The organism is Enterocloster sp. HCN-30185, from assembly GCF_037890305.1.
Lineage (GTDB): Bacteria > Bacillota > Clostridia > Lachnospirales > Lachnospiraceae > Enterocloster.
Genome location: NZ_JBBKBT010000014.1, coordinates 42,974 through 66,902, shown reverse-complemented (window position 1 = coordinate 66,902; position 23,929 = coordinate 42,974). Strand labels below are relative to the sequence as shown.

19 protein-coding genes, 2 tRNA genes and 1 pseudogene are annotated in these 23,929 nt (G+C 47.6%); 9 read left to right on the top strand and 13 right to left on the bottom strand.

Features of this window, described 5'->3' with window-relative positions; genetic code table 11:
• The first annotated feature begins 2 nt into the window (after nt 1–2).
• Nucleotides 3–917: a DUF6551 family protein gene (locus tag WKT10_RS13275; RefSeq protein WP_117592861.1), complete on the top strand. Its 915-nt coding sequence runs from the start codon at nt 3–5 to the stop codon at nt 915–917.
• A 474-nt stretch (nt 918–1,391) separates the two neighbouring features.
• Here WKT10_RS13275 and WKT10_RS13270 read toward each other — a convergent pair.
• The 4 genes and pseudogenes from WKT10_RS13270 to WKT10_RS13255 form a co-directional block, all read right to left on the bottom strand.
• Nucleotides 1,392–2,264, bottom strand: a pseudogene (locus WKT10_RS13270) (CpaF family protein); the annotation flags it as partial.
• Complete coding sequence (locus WKT10_RS13265; protein ID WP_340277706.1) at nt 2,257–3,258, bottom strand: hypothetical protein; 1,002 nt, start codon at nt 3,256–3,258, stop codon at nt 2,257–2,259. The pseudogene WKT10_RS13270 and the gene WKT10_RS13265, both read right to left, overlap by 8 nt.
• Before the next feature lie 2 nt (nt 3,259–3,260).
• A complete protein-coding gene (locus WKT10_RS13260; RefSeq protein ID WP_278283689.1) occupies nt 3,261–3,386 on the bottom strand; it encodes a hypothetical protein in 126 nt (41 codons plus the stop codon).
• Nucleotides 3,371–3,943, bottom strand: a complete 573-nt coding sequence (locus tag WKT10_RS13255; RefSeq protein ID WP_340277703.1) for an A24 family peptidase — start codon at nt 3,941–3,943, stop codon at nt 3,371–3,373. Before WKT10_RS13255 ends, WKT10_RS13260 begins: the two co-directional genes overlap by 16 nt.
• Nucleotides 3,944–4,312: 369 nt before the next feature.
• Here WKT10_RS13255 and WKT10_RS13250 point away from each other — a divergent pair, with 369 nt between their 5' ends.
• The 5 genes from WKT10_RS13250 (at nt 4,313) to WKT10_RS13230 (ending at nt 9,278) form a co-directional block, all read left to right on the top strand.
• Complete coding sequence (locus WKT10_RS13250) at nt 4,313–4,666, top strand: ArsR/SmtB family transcription factor (protein ID WP_296036702.1); 354 nt, start codon at nt 4,313–4,315, stop codon at nt 4,664–4,666.
• 128 nt (nt 4,667–4,794) lie between these two features.
• Entirely contained in the window at nt 4,795–5,034 is a 240-nt protein-coding gene (locus tag WKT10_RS13245) for a YaaL family protein (RefSeq protein ID WP_066545087.1), read from the top strand.
• A gap of 29 nt (nt 5,035–5,063) precedes the next feature.
• On the top strand, nt 5,064–6,404 hold the full coding sequence (locus tag WKT10_RS13240) for an alpha-amylase family glycosyl hydrolase (RefSeq protein ID WP_337434220.1): 1,341 nt from the start codon (nt 5,064–5,066) through the stop codon (nt 6,402–6,404).
• A 1-nt stretch (nt 6,405) separates the two neighbouring features.
• Entirely contained in the window at nt 6,406–8,373 is a 1,968-nt protein-coding gene (gene glgB, locus WKT10_RS13235) for a 1,4-alpha-glucan branching protein GlgB (protein ID WP_418493874.1), read from the top strand.
• Nucleotides 8,374–8,528: 155 nt separating this feature from the next.
• Nucleotides 8,529–9,278: a phosphotransferase family protein gene (locus tag WKT10_RS13230; RefSeq protein ID WP_066545090.1), complete on the top strand. Its 750-nt coding sequence runs from the start codon at nt 8,529–8,531 to the stop codon at nt 9,276–9,278.
• Nucleotides 9,279–9,357: 79 nt separating this feature from the next.
• On the opposite strand, the gene WKT10_RS13225 is transcribed toward WKT10_RS13230, so the two are convergent.
• The 7 genes from WKT10_RS13225 to WKT10_RS13195 form a co-directional block, all read right to left on the bottom strand.
• Nucleotides 9,358–11,715: a sensor histidine kinase gene (locus WKT10_RS13225; RefSeq protein WP_340277699.1), complete on the bottom strand. Its 2,358-nt coding sequence runs from the start codon at nt 11,713–11,715 to the stop codon at nt 9,358–9,360.
• An 8-nt stretch (nt 11,716–11,723) separates the two neighbouring features.
• A complete protein-coding gene (locus WKT10_RS13220) occupies nt 11,724–12,419 on the bottom strand; it encodes a response regulator transcription factor (RefSeq protein WP_178275147.1) in 696 nt (231 codons plus the stop codon).
• Nucleotides 12,420–12,526: 107 nt separating this feature from the next.
• Complete coding sequence (locus WKT10_RS13215; protein WP_340277697.1) at nt 12,527–14,140, bottom strand: C40 family peptidase; 1,614 nt, start codon at nt 14,138–14,140, stop codon at nt 12,527–12,529.
• Between the two features lie 148 nt (nt 14,141–14,288).
• Nucleotides 14,289–14,987: a MerR family transcriptional regulator gene (locus WKT10_RS13210; RefSeq protein ID WP_178275149.1), complete on the bottom strand. Its 699-nt coding sequence runs from the start codon at nt 14,985–14,987 to the stop codon at nt 14,289–14,291.
• A 114-nt stretch (nt 14,988–15,101) separates the two neighbouring features.
• Nucleotides 15,102–16,460, bottom strand: a complete 1,359-nt coding sequence (gene dnaB / locus WKT10_RS13205; RefSeq protein WP_066545101.1) for a replicative DNA helicase — start codon at nt 16,458–16,460, stop codon at nt 15,102–15,104.
• Between the two features lie 128 nt (nt 16,461–16,588).
• Nucleotides 16,589–17,035, bottom strand: a complete 447-nt coding sequence (gene rplI, locus WKT10_RS13200; RefSeq protein ID WP_066545103.1) for a 50S ribosomal protein L9 — start codon at nt 17,033–17,035, stop codon at nt 16,589–16,591.
• A gap of 21 nt (nt 17,036–17,056) precedes the next feature.
• The gene (locus WKT10_RS13195; protein ID WP_340277694.1) at nt 17,057–19,105 is read right to left on the bottom strand and encodes a DHH family phosphoesterase; all 2,049 of its coding nucleotides are present in this window, start codon (nt 19,103–19,105) and stop codon (nt 17,057–17,059) included.
• A gap of 233 nt (nt 19,106–19,338) precedes the next feature.
• Here WKT10_RS13195 and WKT10_RS13190 point away from each other — a divergent pair, with 233 nt between their 5' ends.
• From WKT10_RS13190 to WKT10_RS13180, 3 genes are all read left to right on the top strand, one after another.
• Nucleotides 19,339–20,193: a YitT family protein gene (locus tag WKT10_RS13190; protein WP_066545325.1), complete on the top strand. Its 855-nt coding sequence runs from the start codon at nt 19,339–19,341 to the stop codon at nt 20,191–20,193.
• Between the two features lie 73 nt (nt 20,194–20,266).
• Nucleotides 20,267–20,348: transfer RNA gene (locus WKT10_RS13185), tRNA-Tyr, on the top strand.
• 92 nt (nt 20,349–20,440) lie between these two features.
• Nucleotides 20,441–20,526, top strand: a tRNA-Leu gene (locus WKT10_RS13180).
• A 169-nt stretch (nt 20,527–20,695) separates the two neighbouring features.
• Here WKT10_RS13180 and WKT10_RS13175 read toward each other — a convergent pair.
• Entirely contained in the window at nt 20,696–21,034 is a 339-nt protein-coding gene (locus WKT10_RS13175; RefSeq protein ID WP_340277691.1) for a hypothetical protein, read from the bottom strand.
• 483 nt (nt 21,035–21,517) lie between these two features.
• Nucleotides 21,518–23,560, bottom strand: a complete 2,043-nt coding sequence (locus WKT10_RS13170; RefSeq protein ID WP_340277715.1) for a glycoside hydrolase family 13 protein — start codon at nt 23,558–23,560, stop codon at nt 21,518–21,520.
• Between the last annotated feature and the right edge of the window lie 369 nt (nt 23,561–23,929).

Here is a 23,929-nt window from a genome sequence, read left to right as displayed (position 1 = left end):
TTATGGATGGAAATACCGAAGATTTACAAAAGTTTGTTCCCCAAGTGCATTTTGAGCAAATACCTATTAAAAATTTATGTTCAAATCAAGATTACCAACGTAATCTTTCTATCAAACACGTTCAGCGTGCTGCAGCTAATTTTGACCTTTATCAGATAAACCCTGTAAAAGTAAGTAGACGTGATGGGATAAATTATGTGTTCAACGGACAACACACTATAGAAATTGTCGCTCTCGTCTCTGGATCAAGAGAAACTCCTGTCTGGTGCATGGTTTATGATGATCTTGTTTACACTCAAGAAGCAGATATTTTTGCAAATCAGATGAAATATGTCAAATCGTTACTACCTTATGAAATATTCATGGCTAATATTGAAGCTGGTAATGATAGAGAACTTATTATTCGTGACCTTGTTGAATCATATGATCTCTCTATTACTTCTTCCTCTCGCCCCGGAGGTATATGTGCTGTATCCACTTTAATTAATATCTATGAAAAATATGGTTTTCACACTCTTGATCGTGTTTTACGCCTTTGCGTTGCCACATGGGAAGGCGCGCCTATGTCCTTTAGCTCCAATATGCTTAATGCTATTGCCCGTCTGGATAATGCTTATGGAGAAACAATGAAAGATGACACATTTAAAGAAAAAGTAGGACGTGTCTCTGTCAGAGAAATCAGTCGTACTGCCAGAGAACGTCGTGCCGGTTCATTAGGGTTTGCAGAAGCTCTTTTACTAGAATACAATAAAAAATCCAAGTATTCACTTCCTTTTGAGAAATTATACACTCATAAAACACCCAAAAAAAGAGAACAATCAACTGAAGATGAATCCGGTCAAAGTTCCACTCCAGAAGGTCAGTTAGATTTATTTTCTACGGATCAGGACAATACTCAGGCTCTGCCAAACGAATAGCGCAGAGCCTTCAGCCTTCGTTCTATTCATACTTTCAAAAGAATACCCTACTCTAAGACTCCCTTTCATGCAAGCACTATTTTATCTTATTCCAAATTCATCATCCGCTCCATCCGCCACCTTATATATGAATATCCATTCCAAATATTTGCTTTTACCGGATACTCTTTCCTGTAAACAAATACAGTGTGATATTTAACAAAATGCATTCTACACCAGTTATGTATATCCTTCATATATATGTTATTTATACCGTTCGCCCACTGTTCTAAAAACCATATGTCTTTATCTGACAATAACTCCATTATGAACAGTACATTATAATATTGAATGACACCTACTCTCTTCCTTTCCTCTATTAACCTTTTACACAATAACCTATACTTAATGTTCATATCGTTCCTATGCCTTCCCTCTAATCTATATTTTCCATCCTTATATACGTTATATATATAATTGTTATATAGTACATATAATAGCCTGCAGCATATCCAGAGCCTCGGCGCCTCTTACCTCTCCCACGATGATCCGATCCGGATTCATCCTCAGCGAAGCCCGGATTAACTGGCTGATGGTAATCTGTCCCTTTCCCTCTGTATTGGCGTCCCTTGTCTCTAAACGCACCAGATTGGGAACCTGAGAAATCTGCAGCTCTGCCGAATCTTCAATGGTAATTACCCGCTCCGTTCTGGGAATAAAGGATGACAGGGCATTTAAAAATGTCGTCTTTCCTGAATTGGTTCCCCCGCTGACAAAAATATTGTACCGGGCAGCTACCAGCCCTTCCAGAAACTGTGCCGCTTCCTCTGTAACAGCCCCAAAGCCAATCAGCTTTTCCATCGTGATCGGTTCCGGAAACTTTCGTATAGTCACCACCGGGCCGTCCAGCGCAACCGGAGGCAGCACGATATGAACGCGGGAGCCATCCTCCAGACGGGCATCTGCAATGGGCGAAGACACATTTACCACCCGGTTTACACGCCCTACGATCTGCTGGATAATATCCTCCAGCTGCTCCGGCCGTTCAAATCTCCGTTCCCACAGAGCTGTTCCGTCTTTTCTTTCGATAAAAATCTTCCCGGCTCCATTTACCATGATCTCTGTTACATTTCTGTCATCTAACAGCTCCTGTAAGATGTCCAGACGCCGAAAACTGTCATAAAGGCTGCTCCTGAGCCACAGCCGCTCTTTAAGAGGCAGAAATAGTTCCTGCCCTTTTTCCCGGATCGCACGGTCAATCTGTTCGTAAAGCTCATCATCCTCCATGCGGCTGCATTCCTGAAGCTGTTCCATAATCTTCTGGCGCAGCTCTTCGCGGATTCCCTCCCTTGGATTTCTTTCAGTCATTTCCCCCTCCTCCCTCTAAAAGAGCCCGGACAAAATCTCCCATCTCTCCCCAGAGAAGCTGATCCATGCAGTTTTCCATGCTGCTCAAAGGCCGTGTCTTTGGAAGATGGAGACGGCAGATTTTTTCTTTAAGGGAAACCGCGCCTGCAGCTGACAGATACCTGTCAAATGCCTGCAGCTTGGCCCTGGATACCGGATCCTCTAAAACCGGCAGATACACCCCGTCACAGCAGTCCAGCAGCGCCGCCGATCCCCTTCCCATGTGGCCCATATCCACTACCAGCCGCCTGTATCCGCTTTCCCTGGCAATACGCCTTAAAAGAAGGGCTAATTCCTCGGGCTCCATCTGATCCAGATCTTCCCCATAAGCTGCCGGCGGGATCATGTCAACCTGTCCCACAGAGCACACCATGGCCCGGAGCTTCATCCAGTTAAAGCTTCCCTGACGGCAGAGATAAAGCACATCCGAAAAATCCTGCTTCACATCTTCTCCCAAAAGAGCCTCAAATCCTGCAAATTCCTCCAGGCTGATAAAAAGTACCGATTCCGTTCTGGACAATACCTGGGCCAAGGTCAATGCAAAGGCTGTTTTTCCGCAGCGGTTCACCGGAGAGTACACACCCAAAATCTGCGCACCCATTCCCGAAAGAGCCAGTGCAGGCTCTGGAGGAGCTGTACAGTAGCAGGTCATGACCTCCCGCAAAATCCCTTCTCCCGACTGAAACCGATAAATAGAGGGTTCCTCCTTCCCTATGGAAAACTCTCCGCCGCAGAGCACCATTTTTAAACCTGCTTTCACTTCATCTGCGGCCGCTTTTACAGTCTCTCCTACTAAAAGAATTTCAATTTCATGGCTGTCTCCGTACTCTTTTAACCGTTCCAGATTCGAAAAGGCCATCGCTGTAAAAGGAATGGTCTCCCTCCGGTTTACATACTCTGCCAGCCTTCTGGCATAAAGCGCATCCTCATCATACACCGCCATTATTTTTACCATCTTTACTCCTCCTGCTGTATTTCTGATTTTCTTCCCTTCTCTGCCTTACCCGGCCTGTGGATGCCACGCCTCCTCTGCCATGCGCCTCCTCCCACTGCCTCAGGCTCCCCGTTCACAGCCTCTGCCATATCTCTGCCGCGGCTGCTCCCACAAAAAAGCAGGCTCCCAGCGGGATGACCGCCTCTCTTCCGTCCCTTGAGGGATCATAATATATTTCCATCATTCTGCTTTGAAAACTGTGCCTGATATAGGCTGATAAATAAAGAAATCGTTTGACCATGCTGCCCTGCCGCAGCATTTTAAGAAGAGCCAGAACTGCTCCTAACATAAATCCGATCGTTAAGGCCTTTAGACCATCCCGAACCCCCAGCCATGCAGTAAACAAGGCTGCCATTTTTACATCCCCAGCTCCGATCATCCCCCTTCGGTATATGGGAAATCCCAATATCACCACTGTAATCAGACGGATCATAAAACCGGCCGCAAACAAACTGCGTTCTGCCATACTTCCCTCTCCCCAAGTCAGCGCTCCGCTGATTCCGGCGATCAGCGCAAACCCCAGATATCGGTTGGAAATCCTGTACTCCCTGATATCTCCTGCCGCAGCTGCTGCCATAAAAAGCCAATATAAAAATTTACATACAAAATACAGACTATATTCCTCCTTCCAGAAAAAACGACGCATACTGCCCTGAAACCCCTCTGTTTGCGCGTCTGTCCTCTGCTGTGATCTGCTTAAAAATCTGAAATTCTCTCCCCGACAGGGGATGGACTCTCATAAGAATTACAAAATTAGAATTAAAAATAGAATTTTGAAATGAATGTTACTACATTATGCCCCACCCTCCGACAAAAGTCAAGGGCTATTTTCATTTTACACCATATTTTTCCCTTCATCTGTTCATTTTATCAAATTGTGTCGTTCTAATGAATAATTTATCACTTTTTCCATTTTATTTTTTATGCATTTTACCCATTTTATCTTGACCCGCATTCATCACAATGGTAAAATAGCATTAGTTTAAAATTTTAAACCAAAGGAGGAGATCAAAGGATGACCACTGCGGCAGAACTGCAGAAGCAGTTTCATTCCTGTATGCCTATATTCATTGCCCTTGGTGATAAAGTCCGGCTTTCCATCATAGAAGCCCTAACGGAAAATGCCATGGCACTGGATTCACCAGGCGTATCGGTGGATTTTGCAGATCACGCTATGAATGTAAACGAGATCACCCGGCGCACCAGCCTGTCGCGTCCGGCCATCTCCCATCATTTAAAAATATTGAAAGCCGCCGGACTGGTAGATGTCCGCGAGGACGGCACTGCCAATTACTACTATCTCACCCTCCGGGAGCCTACCAGGCAGCTGATGGAACTGGGTTTCCGGATTGAAGAATTTATATTTTAAAAAGACTTCGGTTCTATTCCCCAATCCTGCATATAATGGTATTTTTCGGATATACTGACTGTGTTACCGGTAAATCCGTCAAAATCCGCTCTGCCGTTTTGGGCAGACGCGCAGGGAGATAATATTCTATGAGTGATTGGATGAAGGCCGTTTGCCAGACCGCAGCAGCCACTCTTAAAAAACAGGATCCGCAGCTTCTTCGCCTGAGGGCCGAGATTGAAGATACCAGACATGCCATTGAAACGGCCAGAAACCATTTTGAGCAGGAAGTAGATCCTACACTGATCGACTGCTGTATTTATGAATGGAATGCAGCGCAGCTGCGTTACCAGTTCCTTTTAAGAAAATTTAAAAGCCGGGAGCTTTGACTCCCGGCAGAATTGCGAGGACAACAACTATGAGCGCTTGGTATGAAAAAGCAGTTTTTTATCATATGTATCCCCTTGGTATGACCGGTGCCCCAAAGCAGAATACCGGAACAGAACAGACAGACCGGTTTGATGAGCTGGAATTATGGATTCCACATATAAAAGCGCTGGGCTGCAATGCCATTTACATAGGCCCCCTTTTTGAATCCACCAGCCATGGCTATGATACCAGAAATTACAAACAGACCGACCGCCGTCTGGGCTCCAACGAAGACTTCCGTCATTTCATTTCCCTCTGCCATGAAAACGGGATCAGAGTCGTCGTAGACGGGGTATTCAACCACACGGGACGGGAATTTTTTGCCTTCAAAGACATTCAGGAAAAGAAATGGGATTCTCCCTATAAAGACTGGTACAAGGGCGTAAACTTTGACTGGTCAAGCCCTCTGGGAGACCCTTTCGGCTATGAGGCCTGGCAGGGACATTTTGAACTTCCCTGTCTCAACCATGCCAATCCCCAGGTCTGCCGGTATCTCTTTGACGTGATCCGGTTCTGGGTCGACACCTTTGACATTGACGGCATCCGTCTGGACTGCGCAAACGTACTTGATTTCCATTTTATGGAAGAAATGCGCCGGGAAACGAAAACCATGAAAGAGGATTTCTGGCTCATGGGAGAAGTCATCCACGGAGACTATGGCCGCTGGGTCAATGACCATATGCTCCACTCTGTAACCAACTACGAACTCCACAAGAGCATTTACTCCGGCTTTAACGACCACAATTTCTTTGAAATCGCCCACAATGTACGCCGTCTGGAGGCTATCGGACGCAGTCTGTACACCTTTGTAGACAACCATGATGAGGATCGAATTGCCAGTAAGCTTCGTACAAAGGAGCATCTGCTTCCCGTATACACCTGCCTGATGACCCTTCCGGGCATCCCATCCATCTACTACGGAGGCGAATGGGGAATCGAAGGGAAACGGACGCCCTCCTGCGACGACGCCCTGCGGCCTGCCATTTCACCAGATGCGTTTGATTCCCTCCGCTGTACCCTTACAGACCGTATTTCAAAACTGGGTATCATTCATCAGGAGAATGAAGAGCTTCATATGGGACGCTATCAGGAACTGCTTTTAACCAACCGTCAATACGCCTTTGCCAGACACGGTGAACACAGCCTGATCATTACCGCTTTAAACAATGACGATAACGAAGCTGTATTAAATATTCCTGTTCCCATGGCTGCCTCTCAGGCTGTAAATCTTCTTGAGGATGGCGAGATCCTCCCCATTCGAGACGGAAAACTGCAGATTACATTAAAGGGCTGTGACGGAGCAGTTCTTAAGATCAAGGGGGAATCGTAATATGGCTGTAAGAAAAAGCACACCGGCAAAACCAACCGCTGCCGCAAAAAAAACAGGAACTTCTTCCAGAGCTTCAGCGCCTGCCGGAACAGGTATGATCTCGGAGCTGGACTGCTATCTCTTCGGAGCCGGCACTCATTATGATATTTACCAGAAACTGGGGGCTCATCCCATGACTTTTAAAGGAAAATCAGGGATTTATTTTGCCGTTTGGGCTCCGCATGCAGAGCAGGTTCATCTGGTAGGCGACTTCAATGGCTGGAACCCTGATGCCAATCCCATGAAAAAAATCTCTGATATGGGAATCTGGGAATACTTTAACCCAGGTATGAAAACAGGTGAACTCTACAAATTTGCCATTACTACCGATACGGGAAAAATCCTTTATAAGGCCGATCCCTTTGCTTTCAGCGCAGAATACAGACCCGGCACCGCTTCTGTAACAGCCGACCTCTCCGGCTTTTCCTGGGCAGATACAGACTGGATCACCAAGCGGGCTCAGAAAGACCCTGAAAAGCAGCCCATGAGCATCTATGAAGTTCATCTGGGCTCCTGGCGTAAAAAGAACCGCCCGGAAAAGGATGGCTGCTATACATATATCGAGGCCGCCCATGAGCTGGCTGCCTATGTGAAGGAAATGGGATACACCCATGTAGAGCTTATGGGAATTGCGGAACATCCCTATGACGGCTCCTGGGGCTATCAGGTAACCGGATATTTTGCTCCTACCTCCCGATATGGCTCGCCAAAAGACTTCATGTATTTTGTAAATTATCTCCATAAAAATGGTATCGGCGTCATTTTGGACTGGGTACCCGCCCATTTTCCAAAGGACGCCCACGGACTGGCTGATTTTGACGGCCATCCCCTCTATGAATATGAAGATCCGCGCAAGGGCGAACATCCGGACTGGGGCACAAAGGTTTTTGATTACGGAAAAAACGAGGTCAAGGACTTCCTCATCAGCAATGCCCTTTACTGGGTGGAGCAGTACCATGTGGACGGTTTGAGAGTGGATGCAGTTGCTTCCATGCTCTATCTGGACTATGGCCGCCAGGACGGACAGTGGGTACCCAATATCTACGGCGGAAACCAGAATCTGGAGGCCATTGAGTTTTTCAAGCACTTAAATACTGTCGTTCAGGGACGCAATCTCGGCGTACTGATGATTGCGGAAGAATCTACCGCCTGGCCCAATGTGACAAAGCATCCGGAGCAGGACGGACTGGGCTTTACCTTTAAGTGGAACATGGGCTGGATGCACGATTTTTTGGAGTACATGAAGCTGGATCCCTATTTCCGCAAATATAACCACAACCGGATGACCTTCAGCCTGACTTATTTTAACAGCGAAAATTATATCCTGGTATTGTCCCATGACGAGGTAGTTCATTTAAAATGCTCCATGATCAACAAAATGCCCGGTCTGGGAGAAGACAAGTTTTCCAACCTGAAAGCCGGATATACCTTTATGCTGGGCCATCCGGGCAAAAAGCTGCTCTTTATGGGACAGGATTTCGGCCAGTGGCATGAATGGGATGAAAAGGTGGCTCTGGACTGGCATCTGGCAGATGAAGACAGCCACAGAAAGCTTCAGGAATATGTCCGTGATCTGCTTCACATTTATAAAAAATATCCCTGTCTGTACCGCCTGGACAATGACTGGAACGGTTTTGAATGGGTAAATGCCAACGACGGAGACCGAAGTATTTTCAGCTTTATCCGCAGAGATGAAACAGGCAAAAAGAACCTGTTGTTTGTTATAAATTTCACACCCGTAGCCCGTCCCGACTACCGGGTAGGAGTTCCTAAAAAATGTAAATATACACTGCTTCTGGACAATGAACACGGTGCCTACAAGGCTTCTCAGTGTCCTTCCTACACATCCGTCAAGGGAGAATGCGATGGAAAGCCCTATTCTGTGGCCTATCCTCTCCCCGCTTATGGTACGGCCATCTTCCGATTTTAAGTAAAAGGGAATTGTTACCAGTGTATTTCCTAAAAGTACGTTAAAAATTTATCAAATTTAGTATGTACTTTTTACCGCCCTTGTAGTAGAATAAGTACAGTGCGGCGGGAAACCGGCGCAGTACCGTATATAATGTGTGGAAGGAGAGTATGATTATGGCAAGAGAATTAGTTTTCACAAGTGAAAAGAAAACCGTTTATCGTGACGGCAGCACTGCCATCAAGGAATTCTGTGATGGATTCCCGAAAGCCGAGGTTCTGAATGAAGCCCTGTGCAACGCGCGGGTGGAGGATATCGAGGCGCTCAACGTTCCTAAGATCCTGGGGGTTTCTGTTGTTGATGGAAAATGGTCCATCCTGAAGGAATACGTAGAGGGAAAGACCTTACAGCAGTTAATGGATGAAAATCCGGACAAGCTGGAAGAATACATGGAAGGCATGGTGGATCTCCACCTTCTGATCCATAAGCAGGCCTGCCCTCTGTTAAACAAACTGAAGGAAAAAACCATCCGCGCCCTCAAATCCGTGGAGCAGCTGGACGACAGCACACGCTATGAGCTGATGACCAGACTGGACGGAATGCCCAAGCATACCAAGCTCTGCCACGGCGATTTCAATCCATCCAACATCATCGTAGGTGATGATGGCAAATGGTATGTCATTGACTGGGTACATGCTTCCCAGGGAAATGCCAGCGCCGATGTGGCGAGAACCTACCTTCTGTTAAGCTTAAAGGACCGCAAAAGAGCGGAGCTGTACATGGATCTGTTCTGCGAAAAAACCGGTACAGAAAAACGCTATGTGCAGGGCTGGCTCCCTGTAGTAGCCGCAGCTCAGCTGGCCTATAAGCGTCCTGAGGAAAAGGAGCTCTTAGAGAGCTGGATCAATGTATTTGAGTATCAGTAAACAGTAGACCGATCTTACATATCACATTATTTAGGGTTCAAAAAGGCCCTCCGAAGCTGATTTCGGAGAGCCTTTTTCTTTATGTATCTTCCCATTCGCTGGAATCAGACGGTATTTCCTCCGCTATTCGTTCCGCCTTCCTCTCCCGCCGTTCCACAGGAAAAGCTACCTGGGCTTTAAACAGATCGCCGTCAATACTGATGATAAACTCTCCCTTCTGAAGCTGTGTTAAGCTTCTTGCAATGGAAAGTCCCAATCCGCTGCCTTCTGTGGTTCTTGCCACATCGCCCCGTACAAATCGCTCTGTAAGCTCATCCGGACTGATATTCAAAGGCTTTTCAGAAATATTCTTGATCGTAAATACGGCCTTATCTCCCTCTTCTCTTACGTCTACATAGACGCGGCTGCCCTCCTGGGCATATTTAAAGGCATTCGTATACAGATTTTCCAGAACTCTCCACAGGCGCCTTCCATCTGCCCGGATCATAATGATCTCCTCCGGCAGCGTCTGGATCAGCTCCAGACGGCGCAGAGCAAAACGCTCTTCAAACTCACCGTTTGTCTGCTGAACCAGCTCTACCAGGTTAATATCCGAAACCTCCAGCTTCAGATTGCCTGAACTGGCCTTTGAGGCTTCTACCAGATCTTCTGTCAGCGTCTTTAATCTCTGAGACTTCTGATCCAGCACCTCCAGATAAGCGGCAATTTTGGGATCCTGGATTTTCTGCCGCTTTAAGAGATCTACATAGTTAATAATAGAAGTAAGAGGCGTCTTGATATCATGGGACACATTGGTAATCAGATCTGCCTTTAACCGCTCGCTTTTTACCTTTTCCTGAAGAGCAGTGTCCAGACCGCTGGTAATATTATTGATATGCTCTCCCATTTTCTTTTCCTTGCCTGTGAGCATGGAAGTGTCCAGACGGTAGCCCGTATCTCCGGTAGAAATGGTACTGATGGCCTGATCCAGCAGATCTCTCTGGCAGGCTTCCCTAAACAGCCGGTGAAATACCCAGCCGTCGAGCCATACAAACAGCACAAGCACAACATAATACATGATCCGGTAGCTGATCCGTTCTCCTCTGGTTGTAAATAAAAAGAGAATCAGCCACATCATAAAGCCGTTGCAGCCTAAAAAAGTAAGATAACACAGCGCTCCGCCTACTGCATAGCTGGTCTTTTCCCGATAAGCTTTAAATGCCGCAGTCCCTCTTTTTCCAAGACTCCCCGTCCAAAGCGTTCCGGCCTTGTATCGGCGCAGAAGACTGAAACCGCAGGGAACTGCACAGCTGTAAATGATCAGATATCGAAGCATCTTATTCCAGAAAGGCAGATGTTCCTCACTGAAAAAAAGACCGATTACCATCATTCCAAGCCGTTTCCCCCACAAAAGGAGCACCGCTGCTGCTACAGCCCCCAGGAGAATGCATACCTCCGTAGGAATCCGATCAACCGGATAAAGGCGTATCTCGCTGTCCAGATTGTCTGTATGTCCCGACAGGAACACCAGCCATACTAACGCCGCAAACAGACCGATGAATCCGACAATTACTCCGCCCATTCCCATAATAAACGCATTTCTCACACTGCGGTACTGGGCAGACTCTTCGGAATAGCTGTCAACATAAGGATATGTGGTATCAACCGAAACCACCAGATAATTCTGGTCATTATTATTCGGATTCCATGTTTCCAAAAGAGCAGCCGCATTCTGGGGAATGACCGCCAGATTCGTATCCATACGAATGGTATTTCCGGGAATAAACAGGTATTTTCCAAATCCTCTCAGCTCATCCAGCGAAAGTTCCGGTACATTGGTATACACCGTTTCCACTCCTTCATCGCTCTTATAAACTACCCGGAAGCGCACATTGGTCTGGTGCTCCATGAAATTGTAATAAATAGAATAATACTGTCCCAGACATTCCAGAATATCCAGAGCCAGTTCTTCCTTTGTCATCCGGGTTTCCATTTCACCCATGCTCAGAAAATCAAAGCCTGTATTCAAAAACTGGACTGTAACCTCCATGTCGTCATCGTCCATGGACATAGGGGAACCCTGAACCGTAAAGTTTTCTCCCAGATAGTAGCCTCTGATCCTGGCATACCGGACGATCTGATCCAGTGTCCAGTCCTCATCTACCCCCGGCCCATCCGTAAGCCGGACAATGGGCTTGCTCATATCCAGCTGTCCGTTTGTTTCAAAGAGATCCTTATAGCCGATATATGTAAAAATATTTTCTATATCTTTTCCCAGCTTCATGCTGAAGGTATCAGAGTCCTCGTAGGTTTCCTCATAGACCCAGCTGATCCCTCTTCCGTAGCCTCCGTTTAAATACATGGCGCTGATGCCCGCCAGGGCCATAGCGAGGAATATCACTGAAAGAAGGGATAAAACCACCTTCTGAATACGTATTTTCTTTCTGCTCTGCTCCATAGGTCCACCTACTGTTTTTCAATCTTGTATCCTACGCCCCAGACTACTTTAAGATACTTCGGCTCTCTTGGGTTAATCTCAATTTTTTCCCTGATATGGCGGATATGGACCGCTACTGTATTGTCTGCCCCGATCGCTTCCTCATTCCATATCTGTTCATATATTTCATCAATGGAAAATACCTTGCCCGCATTCTTTACCAAAAGCAGGAGAATATTATACTCGATAGGAGTCAGCTTAATGGGTTCTCCGTCTACTGTAACCTCTTTATTATCATCATTGATCTGAAGGCCGCCGCACTTGTAAACCTGATCCTGCTCCTGCTGGTTTAAGTTGCCAAGCTGTGTATAGCGGCGCAGCTGGGACTTGACTCTGGCAACCAGCTCCAGAGGATTAAACGGCTTTGTAATATAGTCATCTGCCCCGATATTCAATCCCAGGATCTTGTCTGCATCCTCAGATTTGGCAGACAGGATGATAATGGGGATGCTGCTGTTTTCCCTTACCTTAAGAGTCGTCCGGATACCATCCAGTCCGGGCATCATTACGTCCAGGATCAGCAGGTCTGCGGAGTTATTTTCCAGATATTCCAGGGCCTCATAGCCGTCATACGCCTTAATTACCTTGTAGCCTTCTCCTGTAAGATAAATATCAATGGCTTCCACAATCTGCTTGTCATCGTCGCATACTAAAATTGTCTGCATTTGTATTTCCTCCCATTTTTTTCCAAAACGCACACATCCGCGGGACATGTGCCGCGGATGTGTTATGGCTTTGCCTGACTCTTTCTTTCAGAGATTCTCTGTAGCTTTTAGAAGATTCTCCATGCACAAATAAAGTTGTTTCTCCACCACTGGCTTAAGCTTCTGTGTACTACGCGGCCGTTACTGGAGGATGCGTCGATCACAGTCCCGCCTCCTGCCGCAATACCTACATGGCCGTTTACTACCACAATATCGCCGGCCTGAATATCATTAAAGTTGGTGATCTTCGTATAGCGTCCCACATTGCGCCAGCCGGAAGAAGTAAGGTAGCTCTGACGAACACCTACCTGATTCAGACACCAGTATACAAAACCGGAGCAGTCGAAGGCATTGGGACCCTTAGCTCCCCACACATAAGGACTTCCGATCTTGGATGAAGCCACAGATATCAAAGCAGATACGCCTGTACCGGAAGGTGCCTTCGGCGCAGAGGAAGAACCGCCCTGGCTGCCGTTATTTCCTGCCGGCTTCTTATTTCCGCCGCTTCCTCCCGTACTTCCTCCTCCGGTCTGTGCAGAGCTTCCTCCGCCGGAGTTTGCTGCCGGACGTCTCACATTGTCGCTGGTAAGCTTTGTCATGGTCTGGATGCCGACCTGACCATCTGCTGCCAGTCCGTTGCGGCTCTGGAAGTTTTTAACCGCCTGCTCTGTTACCTCTCCATAATATCCGGTCACATTGGCAGAGCTTAAATATCCATATTTGCTTAAAAGCTGCTGTACTCTGGTAACCGTTTCGCCCTGTTCGCCCAGCATCAATCCATTTGGACGAGCCGACGGATCATTTAAGGCAATACGGGTAGATGGACCCAGGTAGCCGTCTACGACCTGATCGTTTCTGGCCTGGAACTGCTTTACAGCAATCACCGTATCCTGTCCATAAGCACCGTCCGGTGTGGTTGTAAGATATCCTAATTCCTTCAGACGCTGCTGGCAGGCTAAAACCACCTCACTCTTTTCGCCGTAAGACAGGAGGTTGGGGCGGACCTCATCGCTGTACAGAAGGTTATAGGTTTTCTGTCCTACCTTTCCATCCGGGCTTAGGCCATTGACCTCCTGAAGCTTAATTACCGCAGCTTCCGTGGAATCTCCAAAATTACCAGTTACCTGATCCGCCTTTGCCAGATAACCCAGCTCATAAAGACGCTGCTGGATCCGCTGTATATCGTCGCCCTGGGTTCCCTTGGAAACGGCATAATACTTGGCGTCCTCAGCCATCAGAGCCTCCCAGGTGGCATCTCCTACAATTCCATCCTGTGGCATCTCATTCTGTCTCTGGAAATGTTTTACAGCCTGAAGTGTTACCTGGCCGAAATAATCGGTAGGTTCATCATTATCCATAAATCCCAGATCCATGAGACGCTGCTGGAGCTTCTTTACGATCTCATGGCGGACGCCTTCCCTTAAGTACTCAGGAACCGGCTCCGCATTCTCCGGAAGCTCTACATCATCCAGATCGGGCAGGATCTGGCCGCTTAAGTTTAAAGGTGCGATAGCTTCTGTTTCCTCCTCAGGGGCTGCCGCCCGTGCCTGGGCCTGAGCCGGAGTTGCCGCCATCCCCCCTGCTGTCTGGTCTGCACAACCTCCCAGTGTGAGAGAGGCTGACAGTATCCCTGAGGCCAGGGCATATGTAAGGTATTTTCTGTATCTAAATCTTTGGTTCATGAAATTGCTCTTGATCCTTCCTTTGTATGACTCAGCCTGAAATATGGCCGGATTTAACAATATGATACCGGATGTAAAATCCCGGTGTGCTGTCTCGTTCACTTTCAGTATCATATTATCATATTCCGATATAAATGGCGAGATTTTTTTACGGGATCAGCCCCCCGGACCGCTGAGGATGGCCTGATGCGTTCCTGCTTTTTCCACTTCTTTTAAATGGCTTCCGCTTAAAAAACGGCACTCTGGCAGCTGCCGCCTCAGCCTGTCCGCTCTTCTGGAAGGAGCGGATCACCTCGTCCAGCTGGCGGAATCGCTCCTCTTCTTTCCGGTCTGAGGACTGAAGCAAAAGCTCCATTTCCCCGGATAGCTTTTCGTTTACAAGACTGCTGATATCCTGACTGAGCTTCTCATTATTAACCTCCAGAGCCCGTCCGATGATCAGGTTCATAATCTGCTGGAACTGGGCCATTCGTTCCTCCATAGAAACAGCCGGGATTGTTTCTGCCTGAACCGGCCTTAATGGCGCCAGACGTTCCTCCTCCTTAAACCCTCTTAAAGCGGCATCCATATCCTTTTCCAGCAGTTCGTCCGTAAGCTGCGCTCCATTTTCCCCATCCTGATGCAGAACCTGGTTTAGGGCATGCTTAATGGCTTTCAGCTGATACCCCTTTTCCTTTAAGCTCTTTACCTGCCTAAACATACGGATATGAAAATCTGTATAATATCTGTGTCCCATCTCATTTCTGGGAATATCCAGCTCCAGTTCTTCCTCCCAGTACCTTAATACATGGGCTTCCACATCCACCTTTCTGGACGCGTCTGATATAAGATAATGTACTTCATCCATAACTGTTCTCTCCTTCACACTGCTTAATGTAACGATCCTCCGCCGTGCCCTGCGCGGTTCGGTTTGACCTTACTTTTAATGTATGCGTTGAGAACTGCTATTATGACTGAAATTTTAACCCTCTGAATTCCCGCCCTGAGGCCGTGCTGCATTGACGAACTTCGTGTACTCCGGCTTCCAGATTAGATTCACCGTTCCAATAGGGCCGTTACGCTGCTTTGCAATAATAACTTCAGCCTCGTTGGGATGCTCCGTATCTTTGTTGTAATAATCATCGCGGTATAAAAACATTACCACATCCGCATCCTGCTCAATAGCTCCTGATTCTCGAAGATCCGAAAGCATGGGCCTGTGGTCTGTACGGGTCTCGCAGGCACGGGACAGCTGGGAAAGAGCGATCACAGGCGCATGAAGCTCTCTGGCAATGGCCTTTAAGGAACGGGAAATCTCGGAAATTTCCTGCTGGCGGTTGTCATTTCCGCCCTTTTTGCTGCCGCTCATCAGCTGCAGGTAGTCAATGATCACAAGGCTTAGACCGTGCTCCAGCTTCATTTTCCTGCACTTGGATCGAAGCTCTGTGATGGAAATGCCCGGAGTATCGTCAATGATCAGCTTGGAATTTCCGATCACGCCGATTCCCTCTACCACTGCATCCCAGTCTGCATCCGTAAGAGTACCGGTACGCAGCTTCTGGGAATCTACGTTCGATTCCATAGACAGCATACGGTTTACCAGCTGTTCCTTGGACATCTCCAGGCTGAATACCATACAGGGCAGATTTTTCCGCACGGATACATAATCTACCACATTCAGCACAAATGCCGTCTTTCCCATGGAGGGACGGGCAGCGATCAGGATAAAATCAGAGGGCTGAAAGCCGGACAGCTTGTAGTCCAGGTCAATAAAGCCGGACGGAATACCCGTAACTGTTCCCTGATTGCGGTAGGCGTCCTCGATCTTTTCCAGCACATTGATGGCAACCTGCTTGATGGGTACAAATTCCTGCCCGCCCTTATTCTGAAGAAGGTCAAATACCGATTTCTCCGTATCTGCCAGAATATTTTCCAACGGTTCCTTTCCCGCATAGCAGGCCCCTGCAATCTCCTCTGTGGTCTTGATCAGCCGGCGCAGCACAGCCTTTTCGCTTACAATATTGGCATAGGATTTTATATTGGCCGAGGTAGGCACCATGGTCATAATATCCCGGACAAAGTCAAGGCTGCTGACCTCAGGTGGGACATCCTTTTCCTTCAAACGGTCCTGCAGAGTAACCAGATCCACCGGTTTTCCCTCGTTAAAAAGCTCCACCATAGCATCAAACATAATGCCGTACTGCTGCTGATAAAAATCACTGCCTGTTATAATCTCTGACGCCGCGATCACAGCCTCCCGGTCCATCAGCATGGAGCCGATTACCGACTGCTCCGCTTCCAGACTGTGGGGAAGCACCCGCTTAATCAGGGCTTCTTCCATGACTCTTTCCTCCTACTATAATATTTGCCAAACCTGCGCTCCGGAATTTTCTGTCCGGAAGCCTGCGAAAACAGGACGGCGCATCCCTTCCTTCCGGAATACGATACGCCGCCCCCTTTACGTCCTTTTTACGCTTCTACTACCTTCACAGCCAGCTTTGCAGTCACTTCCTTGTGAAGCTTAACTGCTACCTCAAAGCTTCCGATGGCCTTGATGGGATCGTTTAAAACGATCTTCTTCTTATCAATATCCAGCCCCAGCTGATCAGCTGCTGCCTTGGCAATTTCCTTGGAAGAAACAGCGCCAAAGGCTCTTCCGCCTTCTCCTGCCTTGATCGAAACAACCACCTTGGACTTTTCAATCTTCTCTCCCAGCTCCTTAGCCGCTGCCAGCTGCTCTGCTGCAACTTTCGCATCATTTGCCTTCTGAAGCTTTAAGTCGTTTAAATTCTTGGCAGTTGCCTCTACTCCCAGCTTTTTAGGCAGGATAAAGTTTCTCGCATAGCCGTCATTTACCTTTACAACCTGACCTTTTTTTCCAAGTGCCTTTACATCCTCTAATAATACAATTTCCATATTGATCCATCCTTTCTGTCTCTATGATACGTCGCCCTCTTCCAGCATCTGCCGGATTACTTCTTTCAGGCGGTCTTTTGCCTCCTGTATGGAAACGCCCTGCATCTGGGCTCCGGCGATGGTACGGTGGCCGCCGCCGCCCAGCTTCTCCATCATTACCTGTACATTGACCTCGTCAATGGAACGGGCGCTGAAATAAATGGTATTATTGTAATCGGTGAGAACCACGGAAGCTTTTATTCCCTTGATCTCAAGGAGTTCATTAGCCGCCTGGGCTCCGGTGATCGTCGGACTGTCAAGCCCCTCTGCCGGGCACACGCTGATGGCAAACGCATCCATATACACCTCTGCTGCCCGCACAGCCTCTGCCTTGGCCTGATAGTCCTTCATATTTTCCCTGAACAGCTTGCGCACTCTCGTAATGTCCGCCCCGCTTCTTCGCAGGAAGGCCGCTGCCTCAAAGGTACGCACGCCGGTCTGATTTGTAAAATTCTGGGTATCAATCACAATACCCGCATACATGGCGTCTGCCTCTGCAGGCCGCACCTTGATGCCGTCTGCAATATACTGCAGCACCTCTGCCACCATTTCACAGGTAGAAGAAGCATAGGGCTCTACATAGGAAAGCACCGCATTGTCAATAACCTCGTTGCTGGTTCTGTGGTGGTCCAGCACAACGATCGTCCGCACCAGGCGCAGAAGGGACGGCTCATCTGTGATGCTGGGACGGTTTACATCCACCACCACAAGCATGGTGCCTGCATCTGCCAGCTCTGCCGCCTGAGGCCCTTTTAGGAACATATCGTCCGGATATTCCGCATTGTCCAGGAAGCGCTCCATCATGGGACGGACGGAGGAAGTAACCTCATTGAGCACAATATTGGCCTTTTTATTCATGGACATGGCGATCCGGTAAATGCCGATGGCTGCGCCGAAGGCGTCAATATCTGCCAGACGGTGGCCCATGATCAGCAGCCGATCCTTATTTTCCATCAGTTCCCGCAGGGCGTGGGCCTTTACACGGGCCTTCACGCGGGTTGTCTTTTCCATCTGCTGTGCCTTGCCGCCATAATACTGGATCTTATCCGAATCCTTTACGACCGCCTGGTCGCCGCCCCGTCCCAGAGCCATATCAATCGAGGTTCTGGCATACTCATAATTCTGAGCATAACTTTCACCGTTCATGCCGATACCGATACTTAAGGTCACGGCCATCTCATTTCCGATATTAACAGTCTTTACATCTTCCAGAATGGGGAAACGGGACTCCTGCATCTTAGCCATGTGCTGCTGGCAGATTGCAAAGAAATATTTATCCTTTTCAATCTTTTTTACAATGCCGTTCATGGAAGCAATATACTTGCTGATCTTACGGTCGATCAGAGCCGTAAGCAGGGATCGCCGCACTTCTTCCACGCTTTCAAGCGCTTCTTCGTAATTATCCAGATAGATCAGTCCTGCTACCAGTTTCTGATCATTGACCTGCTGTTTGTATTTTAACGTCTGGGTCTCATCCATGAGATAGACAGCCGTAATGCCGCCTTCTCCCGTTTCCAGACCATTATCAGCCACGGCCTGAGACAAGGAAGCAATCGCCAGCTCCCGCAGGTCTACCCGGTAATTTCTCTCCAAATATGAGCTGTGTATGCTCACTGTCTCTCCGCCTGTAGCCAGCATTTCCTTCGTAACCTCCGGAAACAGGGCCGTCAGATTAGGCGCTGCCGTCTTATCTTCCCCTAAGATCAATGAAAACTCTCGGTTCATCCACAAAAGACGCCCCGTCCGGTCTGTCACTGCATAGGGAACCAGCATTTCTTTCAGGATATCCTGCTTGCTCTGATCGTAAGCTTCCGCAAATGCGATCAGTCCTACCAGGATTCCCCTTTTTCTGGAACAGTAAAGCCACAGCGCAATTCCAATATAGACAAGAGTAAAAGCCGAAACAATGATTCCCGCCGTAAACGACACCGCCCCCACAGCTGCCGCAAGCAGGACCATAAAGACTGTCAAATACAGCGGCCACTGCAGATATACGCGAAATGTCCACCGCATCTTTCCTTTATCTTTCATATCCTTCCTCCAATTTGTACCCGAAAATGGAATACGCCTATCTTATAGAGTATACCATATCTGCCCGGATTCGTCCATTGGAAAACGGATTTTGAAACGCAGGAGCTTTCATAAGCCTTTTCCAAACCGTAAGGCAAAATAAAAGATACGCACAAAAAACGGTTTACACGCAAAAAAGAATCGAATATAGTAGGAATGACAGCAGAGAATATCTTTAATACAGGAGTATTCATATGAAAAAATCAGACTTTATGAAAGAATTTATAGTAATAACCTTTGCCACCCTCATTGTTTCAGCCGCCGTGTTCTTCTTTCTGATCCCCAGTCAGGTGTCTGTAGGAAGCATATCCGGTCTGGCTATGATCCTCGGCAATATCATCCCTCTCCATATCTCCATCATTACTTTTATCCTTAACGGGCTTTTGCTGATAATTGGCTTTCTCCTGATCGGAAAGGAATTTGGCGCAAAAACGGTTTACACCTCTCTTCTGCTTCCATTATTTTTAAGGATATTTGAAATATGGTTCCCCGATTTTTCATCCATTAACGGCGATCCCTTTCTGGATATGGTCTGCTATATCTTTGTTGTAAGCATCGGACTTGCAATTTTATTCCGGGAAAATGCCTCCTCCGGGGGACTGGATATTGTGGCAAAGCTGTTAAACAAATATTTCCGCATGGATATGGGAAAAGCCATGGCGCTTCCCGGTATGTGCGTGGCCCTGTCCTCTATCCTGTTTTATGATAAAAAGTTGGTCGTTTTAAGCCTTTTAGGCACCTATTTAAACGGGCTTGTACTGGACCACTTCATATTCGGCCTGAATCTGAAAAAACGAGTCTGCATCATCTCTGAAAAAGAAGCTGAAATACGCAGTTTTATCCTGAACCGCCTTCACAGCGGCGCTACCATCTATGAAGGCCGGGGCGCCTATGACGGTCAGCCTAAAACAGAGATCATTACCATCGTGGATAAAAATGAATACGCCCTTTTGATGTCGTATCTTTTAAAAACAGACCCTTCCGCCTTTGTCACAGTTTACACGGTCAGCGAAGTAATCTACCGGCCGAAACCCCGCCAAATTTTATAAAATAATTTCATTCCCCCTCTTGATTTTTCCCCGCTCATGTGATATTATTATCACTGCTTATCAAACAAAGCATGGGCGAATTCCCGAGTGGCCAAAGGGGACAGACTGTAAATCTGCTGGCACTGCCTTCGGTGGTTCGAATCCACCTTCGCCCAGTTGCATACCAGAGTAAGCTTAAGAGCATCAGTGCTTTGCATGTAAAGGCTCTTGTTTTCAGGCCAAGTATGCATATACTCCTATATGGAATGCCGCAGTGGCGGAACTGGCAGACGCCCGGGACTTAAAATCCCGTGGGTAGTGATACCCGTACCGGTTCGATTCCGGTCTGCGGCATTTGATTTTAACCTCTGTTTCTTTTGAAACAGAGGTTTTTTGCTGTATATTTAGCAGAAACAAAAGTGCTGCCGGAACGCAGATTCGTTCCTTCAGCGCTTTTTCTTTTTATATCCGTTTATTCAGAAACCTTTCTGGGCGTTCCTGTGATACGCAGATATTCCGAATCTCAGTCATAAGACGGAGGAAGAAGGGTATGGGGATTTCCCTTTATTTCCTTTGTAGGGGATACCCGACGGCAGGGGCCGATATTTCCCTGCATCTGGCCCACAATCACCTTTTTGTCTCCCAATTTCTTTTTCAGAGTAATGAAAGCACAGTTTCCTGCTGAGAAGCATACAATCTGCCCATCCTTCAGATGAGGTGCAATCCAGTCCGTAATGGCCTCGTGGCGTTTTGCCATAGCAGAGACAAGCACTACCTCAGCCTCCACCAGGGCTTCCTCTACATCAAACGTAATGCTGCGGATCACCGCATGGCCGGTTCCGCAGCTGCCAACCAAATCCACACCATTCCCATCTGCCTGAATGGCCTTTAAGCAAGTTATGTGCCAACATATTTACTCTCAAAAATCAGGGAAATTCAGGACAAATCTATCAAAAAAATCAGGGAAAAGCGGCATTTTTATCCAGATATGGGCATTAGAAGGATAATTTTTTGATATGAATATTGTTTTTCTTCCATCACGAACGATTATTTTTTAAAAAAGGGTACTGCAAACTCAATGTTTCCGTTTGCAATACCCTTTGAAATATTTTATGCAATTTCCTGCTCAAACTCCTCTACTGTAGAGGCCCTGGCAGCCTTTTTAAGCCATACCCCCAGCGTCTCCAGATCCGTTTCGCTGCGGATTCGCTTTTCCAAAGTTTCCGAAATTGGGCCTATATCATACCTTCTGCATTTCCCTTCTCAATTCCGACCGATAAAATGCTCATTTTTACGCCCTCCCATTCTTCTGATTCCTTTACCTCAGATACAACCTGATCCAGCTTCAAAGCACTTCCTCCCCACCCACAAACCGCGACTCGATCACCGGATAAAACGCCTCTGGCCGGGACACGAAGACAGCGCCACCATATGGCGGCATGATAACTTTCAACATCCCATTTTCCACACGGTAAAACACGATTCCTGCATTATACCCATTCTCAAAGGTCAAAATCGGCCTTCCAAGAATCATATCATCCGTAATCCCCAGCTGCCATACAGGGATCTCCATCACAGCCGGTTCCGGGCGGTTGGATATCACGGTAATGGTCTGGTGATCCCCGCTCATTCTTCCGTAGGCGATCTGATGCCGTCCTGCAAAAAGAGGTTTTAGCGCGCCTTTGCGCAGCGCCGGAATCCGCTTGTGGATTCCAGTCATATACCGGTGAAATTCAATCAGTTCCAGATCCTCCTTCCCCCAGGGATAGGTTCTTCTGCTGTCAGGGTCTGTCCATCCGCAGACGCCCGCTTCATCACCGTAATACAGAGTCGGAGCTCCGGGCCAGGTCATCTGGATGACTACAGCCTCCCTGAGAACCGGCTTTTTCACATGCTCCGAGGCACGCTCCGGCCCCATATTCCCCAAACGTCCTACAATCTGGTTCGTCCGGGTAAGAAAGCGGGAATGGTCGTGGTTGGAAAGCTGGTTCATGGCCGTGAAAATCGTATTTGTCTGCATCCGGCTCATGTGGTAATTCATTGCTCCGAAAAACGCCTCTCCATCGCCGTAAAGAGCGCCGTTATAACCGTCGCTGTGCTTCTCCATCCCTGTCAAAAACCAGGTCACGGGCTCCATAAACGCATCATAATTCATAATGGAATCCCACTGATCCCCCTGAAGCCAGCTGGCGGGATCGCCATAGTGCTCTGCCAGGATCAGAACCTCCGGATTTACTTCCTTTACAGCCTTTCGAAACATCTGCCAGAACGTATGGTTATACTCTGCCGTATGCCCCAGGTCAGCCGCCACATCCAGACGCCAGCCGTCTACGCTGTAAGGCGGGGAAATCCATTTTTTTGCCACATTTAAAATGTATTTTACCAGCTTTTCAGAACCCTCATAATTAAGCTTAGGCAGCGTATCATGACCCCACCAGCCGTCGTACGTCCTGTTTCTTGGCCATGCTTCATCACTGTCGTCGTGAAACTGGAAAAAGCTGTGGTACGGACTGTCCTTGGTAAGATATGCTCCCGGCTCATAATCTCCGGAACGCTCGTAAATCTCCTCCGCATCCAGCCATTTATTAAAGGAACCGCAGTGGTTAAACACACCATCCAAGATCACCTTCATTCCCCGTCTGTGGATCTCCTCAACCAGCTCCGCAAACAGGGCGTCGCTGGCTTCCAGATTTTCTCTGGCTGCCGCACGGGTCACATACCGCTCCGCCTGTCGGTTGTCCGTTCCATTTTTATCCACCAGCTTTCCTCCGTCTTTGACAATCCGGCCAAAATGAGGATCAATGTGCTCATAATCCTGGCAGTCATACTTATGGTTAGACGGCGATACAAAAACAGGATTCAGATAAATAGCCTCCACTCCCAGGCTCTGTATATAATCCAGCTTGTCCCCGACACCTTTTAAATCTCCGCCGTAAAAGCAGCCTACATCCATGGTAGACGGATTTCTCCCCCAGTCTTTTACCCGGTATACAGGCTTTCCGATATATACATATTCCATAGATTCCACATCATTGTCCGGATCTCCATTGCAGAAGCGGTCTGTAAAAATCTGGTACATCACTGCTCCCTTAGCCCAGTCAGGCGTATAAAATCCCGGTGTGATTTTGAAATCAAATTCCGGATCTGCCTCATCCACCGGACCCAAACGGTTATACAGGCAGATCTCCTTATTCTTTTTCACTTTAAAATGATAAAGCACTTGATCGGAAGCTGCTGCGATCTCGTGCTCATAATAATCAAAATATGGATCAGAAGCTGTCTTCTTCATAACAGCCTCCTTCTCCCCTTCTATATAATATACCTGATCCGCGTCCGCTTTTGCGGTACGCAGCCGCAGACGTACCCGTTCCCCTTCTTTCGGCTCCATAGGGCTGCGGTAATCCTCTGTTTCTGCTGAAAACAGCGCCTCCCGATTGATCTTATTTGTTCCCTCTTCTTTCACAATGAATTCCTTACCTTTTCATAATGATTCATACTATTTTGAATTAGCATCTCTATTGTATCTGAATTTACTTAAATATACAAGGAAAATCCCGCAATCCGGTGAATGTCCCACGCGCACAAAGCCCGGATTTTCCTCATTGTTTTTATAAAGTGAAAAGCCTGGCGGGGTAGCCAGGCTTTTCAGGAGAAGGTATTTCGTTTCTTATGGGGTGTAGCAAAAACTATATAATGTATTGGGGGGGTTACGTCTATTATAATAGCACAGGCGGAGAAAAAAGTGTGCACAAACATG

What these genes read in the sequence shown, in the direction of transcription:
- WKT10_RS13275 (WP_117592861.1), top strand. Translation starts at nt 3, where the DNA reads ATGGATGGAAATACCGAAGATTTACAAAAGTTTGTTCCCCAAGTGCAT.
- WKT10_RS13265 (WP_340277706.1), bottom strand. Translation starts at nt 3,258, where the DNA reads ATGGTAAAAATAATGGCGGTGTATGATGAGGATGCGCTTTATGCCAGA.
- WKT10_RS13260 (WP_278283689.1), bottom strand. Translation starts at nt 3,386, where the DNA reads ATGGCAGAGGCTGTGAACGGGGAGCCTGAGGCAGTGGGAGGAGGCGCA.
- WKT10_RS13255 (WP_340277703.1), bottom strand. Translation starts at nt 3,943, where the DNA reads ATGCGTCGTTTTTTCTGGAAGGAGGAATATAGTCTGTATTTTGTATGT.
- WKT10_RS13250 (WP_296036702.1), top strand. Translation starts at nt 4,313, where the DNA reads ATGACCACTGCGGCAGAACTGCAGAAGCAGTTTCATTCCTGTATGCCT.
- WKT10_RS13245 (WP_066545087.1), top strand. Translation starts at nt 4,795, where the DNA reads ATGAGTGATTGGATGAAGGCCGTTTGCCAGACCGCAGCAGCCACTCTT.
- WKT10_RS13240 (WP_337434220.1), top strand. Translation starts at nt 5,064, where the DNA reads ATGAGCGCTTGGTATGAAAAAGCAGTTTTTTATCATATGTATCCCCTT.
- glgB (WP_418493874.1), top strand. Translation starts at nt 6,406, where the DNA reads ATGGCTGTAAGAAAAAGCACACCGGCAAAACCAACCGCTGCCGCAAAA.
- WKT10_RS13230 (WP_066545090.1), top strand. Translation starts at nt 8,529, where the DNA reads ATGGCAAGAGAATTAGTTTTCACAAGTGAAAAGAAAACCGTTTATCGT.
- WKT10_RS13225 (WP_340277699.1), bottom strand. Translation starts at nt 11,715, where the DNA reads ATGGAGCAGAGCAGAAAGAAAATACGTATTCAGAAGGTGGTTTTATCC.
- WKT10_RS13220 (WP_178275147.1), bottom strand. Translation starts at nt 12,419, where the DNA reads ATGCAGACAATTTTAGTATGCGACGATGACAAGCAGATTGTGGAAGCC.
- WKT10_RS13215 (WP_340277697.1), bottom strand. Translation starts at nt 14,140, where the DNA reads ATGAACCAAAGATTTAGATACAGAAAATACCTTACATATGCCCTGGCC.
- WKT10_RS13210 (WP_178275149.1), bottom strand. Translation starts at nt 14,987, where the DNA reads ATGGATGAAGTACATTATCTTATATCAGACGCGTCCAGAAAGGTGGAT.
- dnaB (WP_066545101.1), bottom strand. Translation starts at nt 16,460, where the DNA reads ATGGAAGAAGCCCTGATTAAGCGGGTGCTTCCCCACAGTCTGGAAGCG.
- rplI (WP_066545103.1), bottom strand. Translation starts at nt 17,035, where the DNA reads ATGGAAATTGTATTATTAGAGGATGTAAAGGCACTTGGAAAAAAAGGT.
- WKT10_RS13195 (WP_340277694.1), bottom strand. Translation starts at nt 19,105, where the DNA reads ATGAAAGATAAAGGAAAGATGCGGTGGACATTTCGCGTATATCTGCAG.
- WKT10_RS13190 (WP_066545325.1), top strand. Translation starts at nt 19,339, where the DNA reads ATGAAAAAATCAGACTTTATGAAAGAATTTATAGTAATAACCTTTGCC.
- WKT10_RS13170 (WP_340277715.1), bottom strand. Translation starts at nt 23,560, where the DNA reads ATGGAGCCGAAAGAAGGGGAACGGGTACGTCTGCGGCTGCGTACCGCA.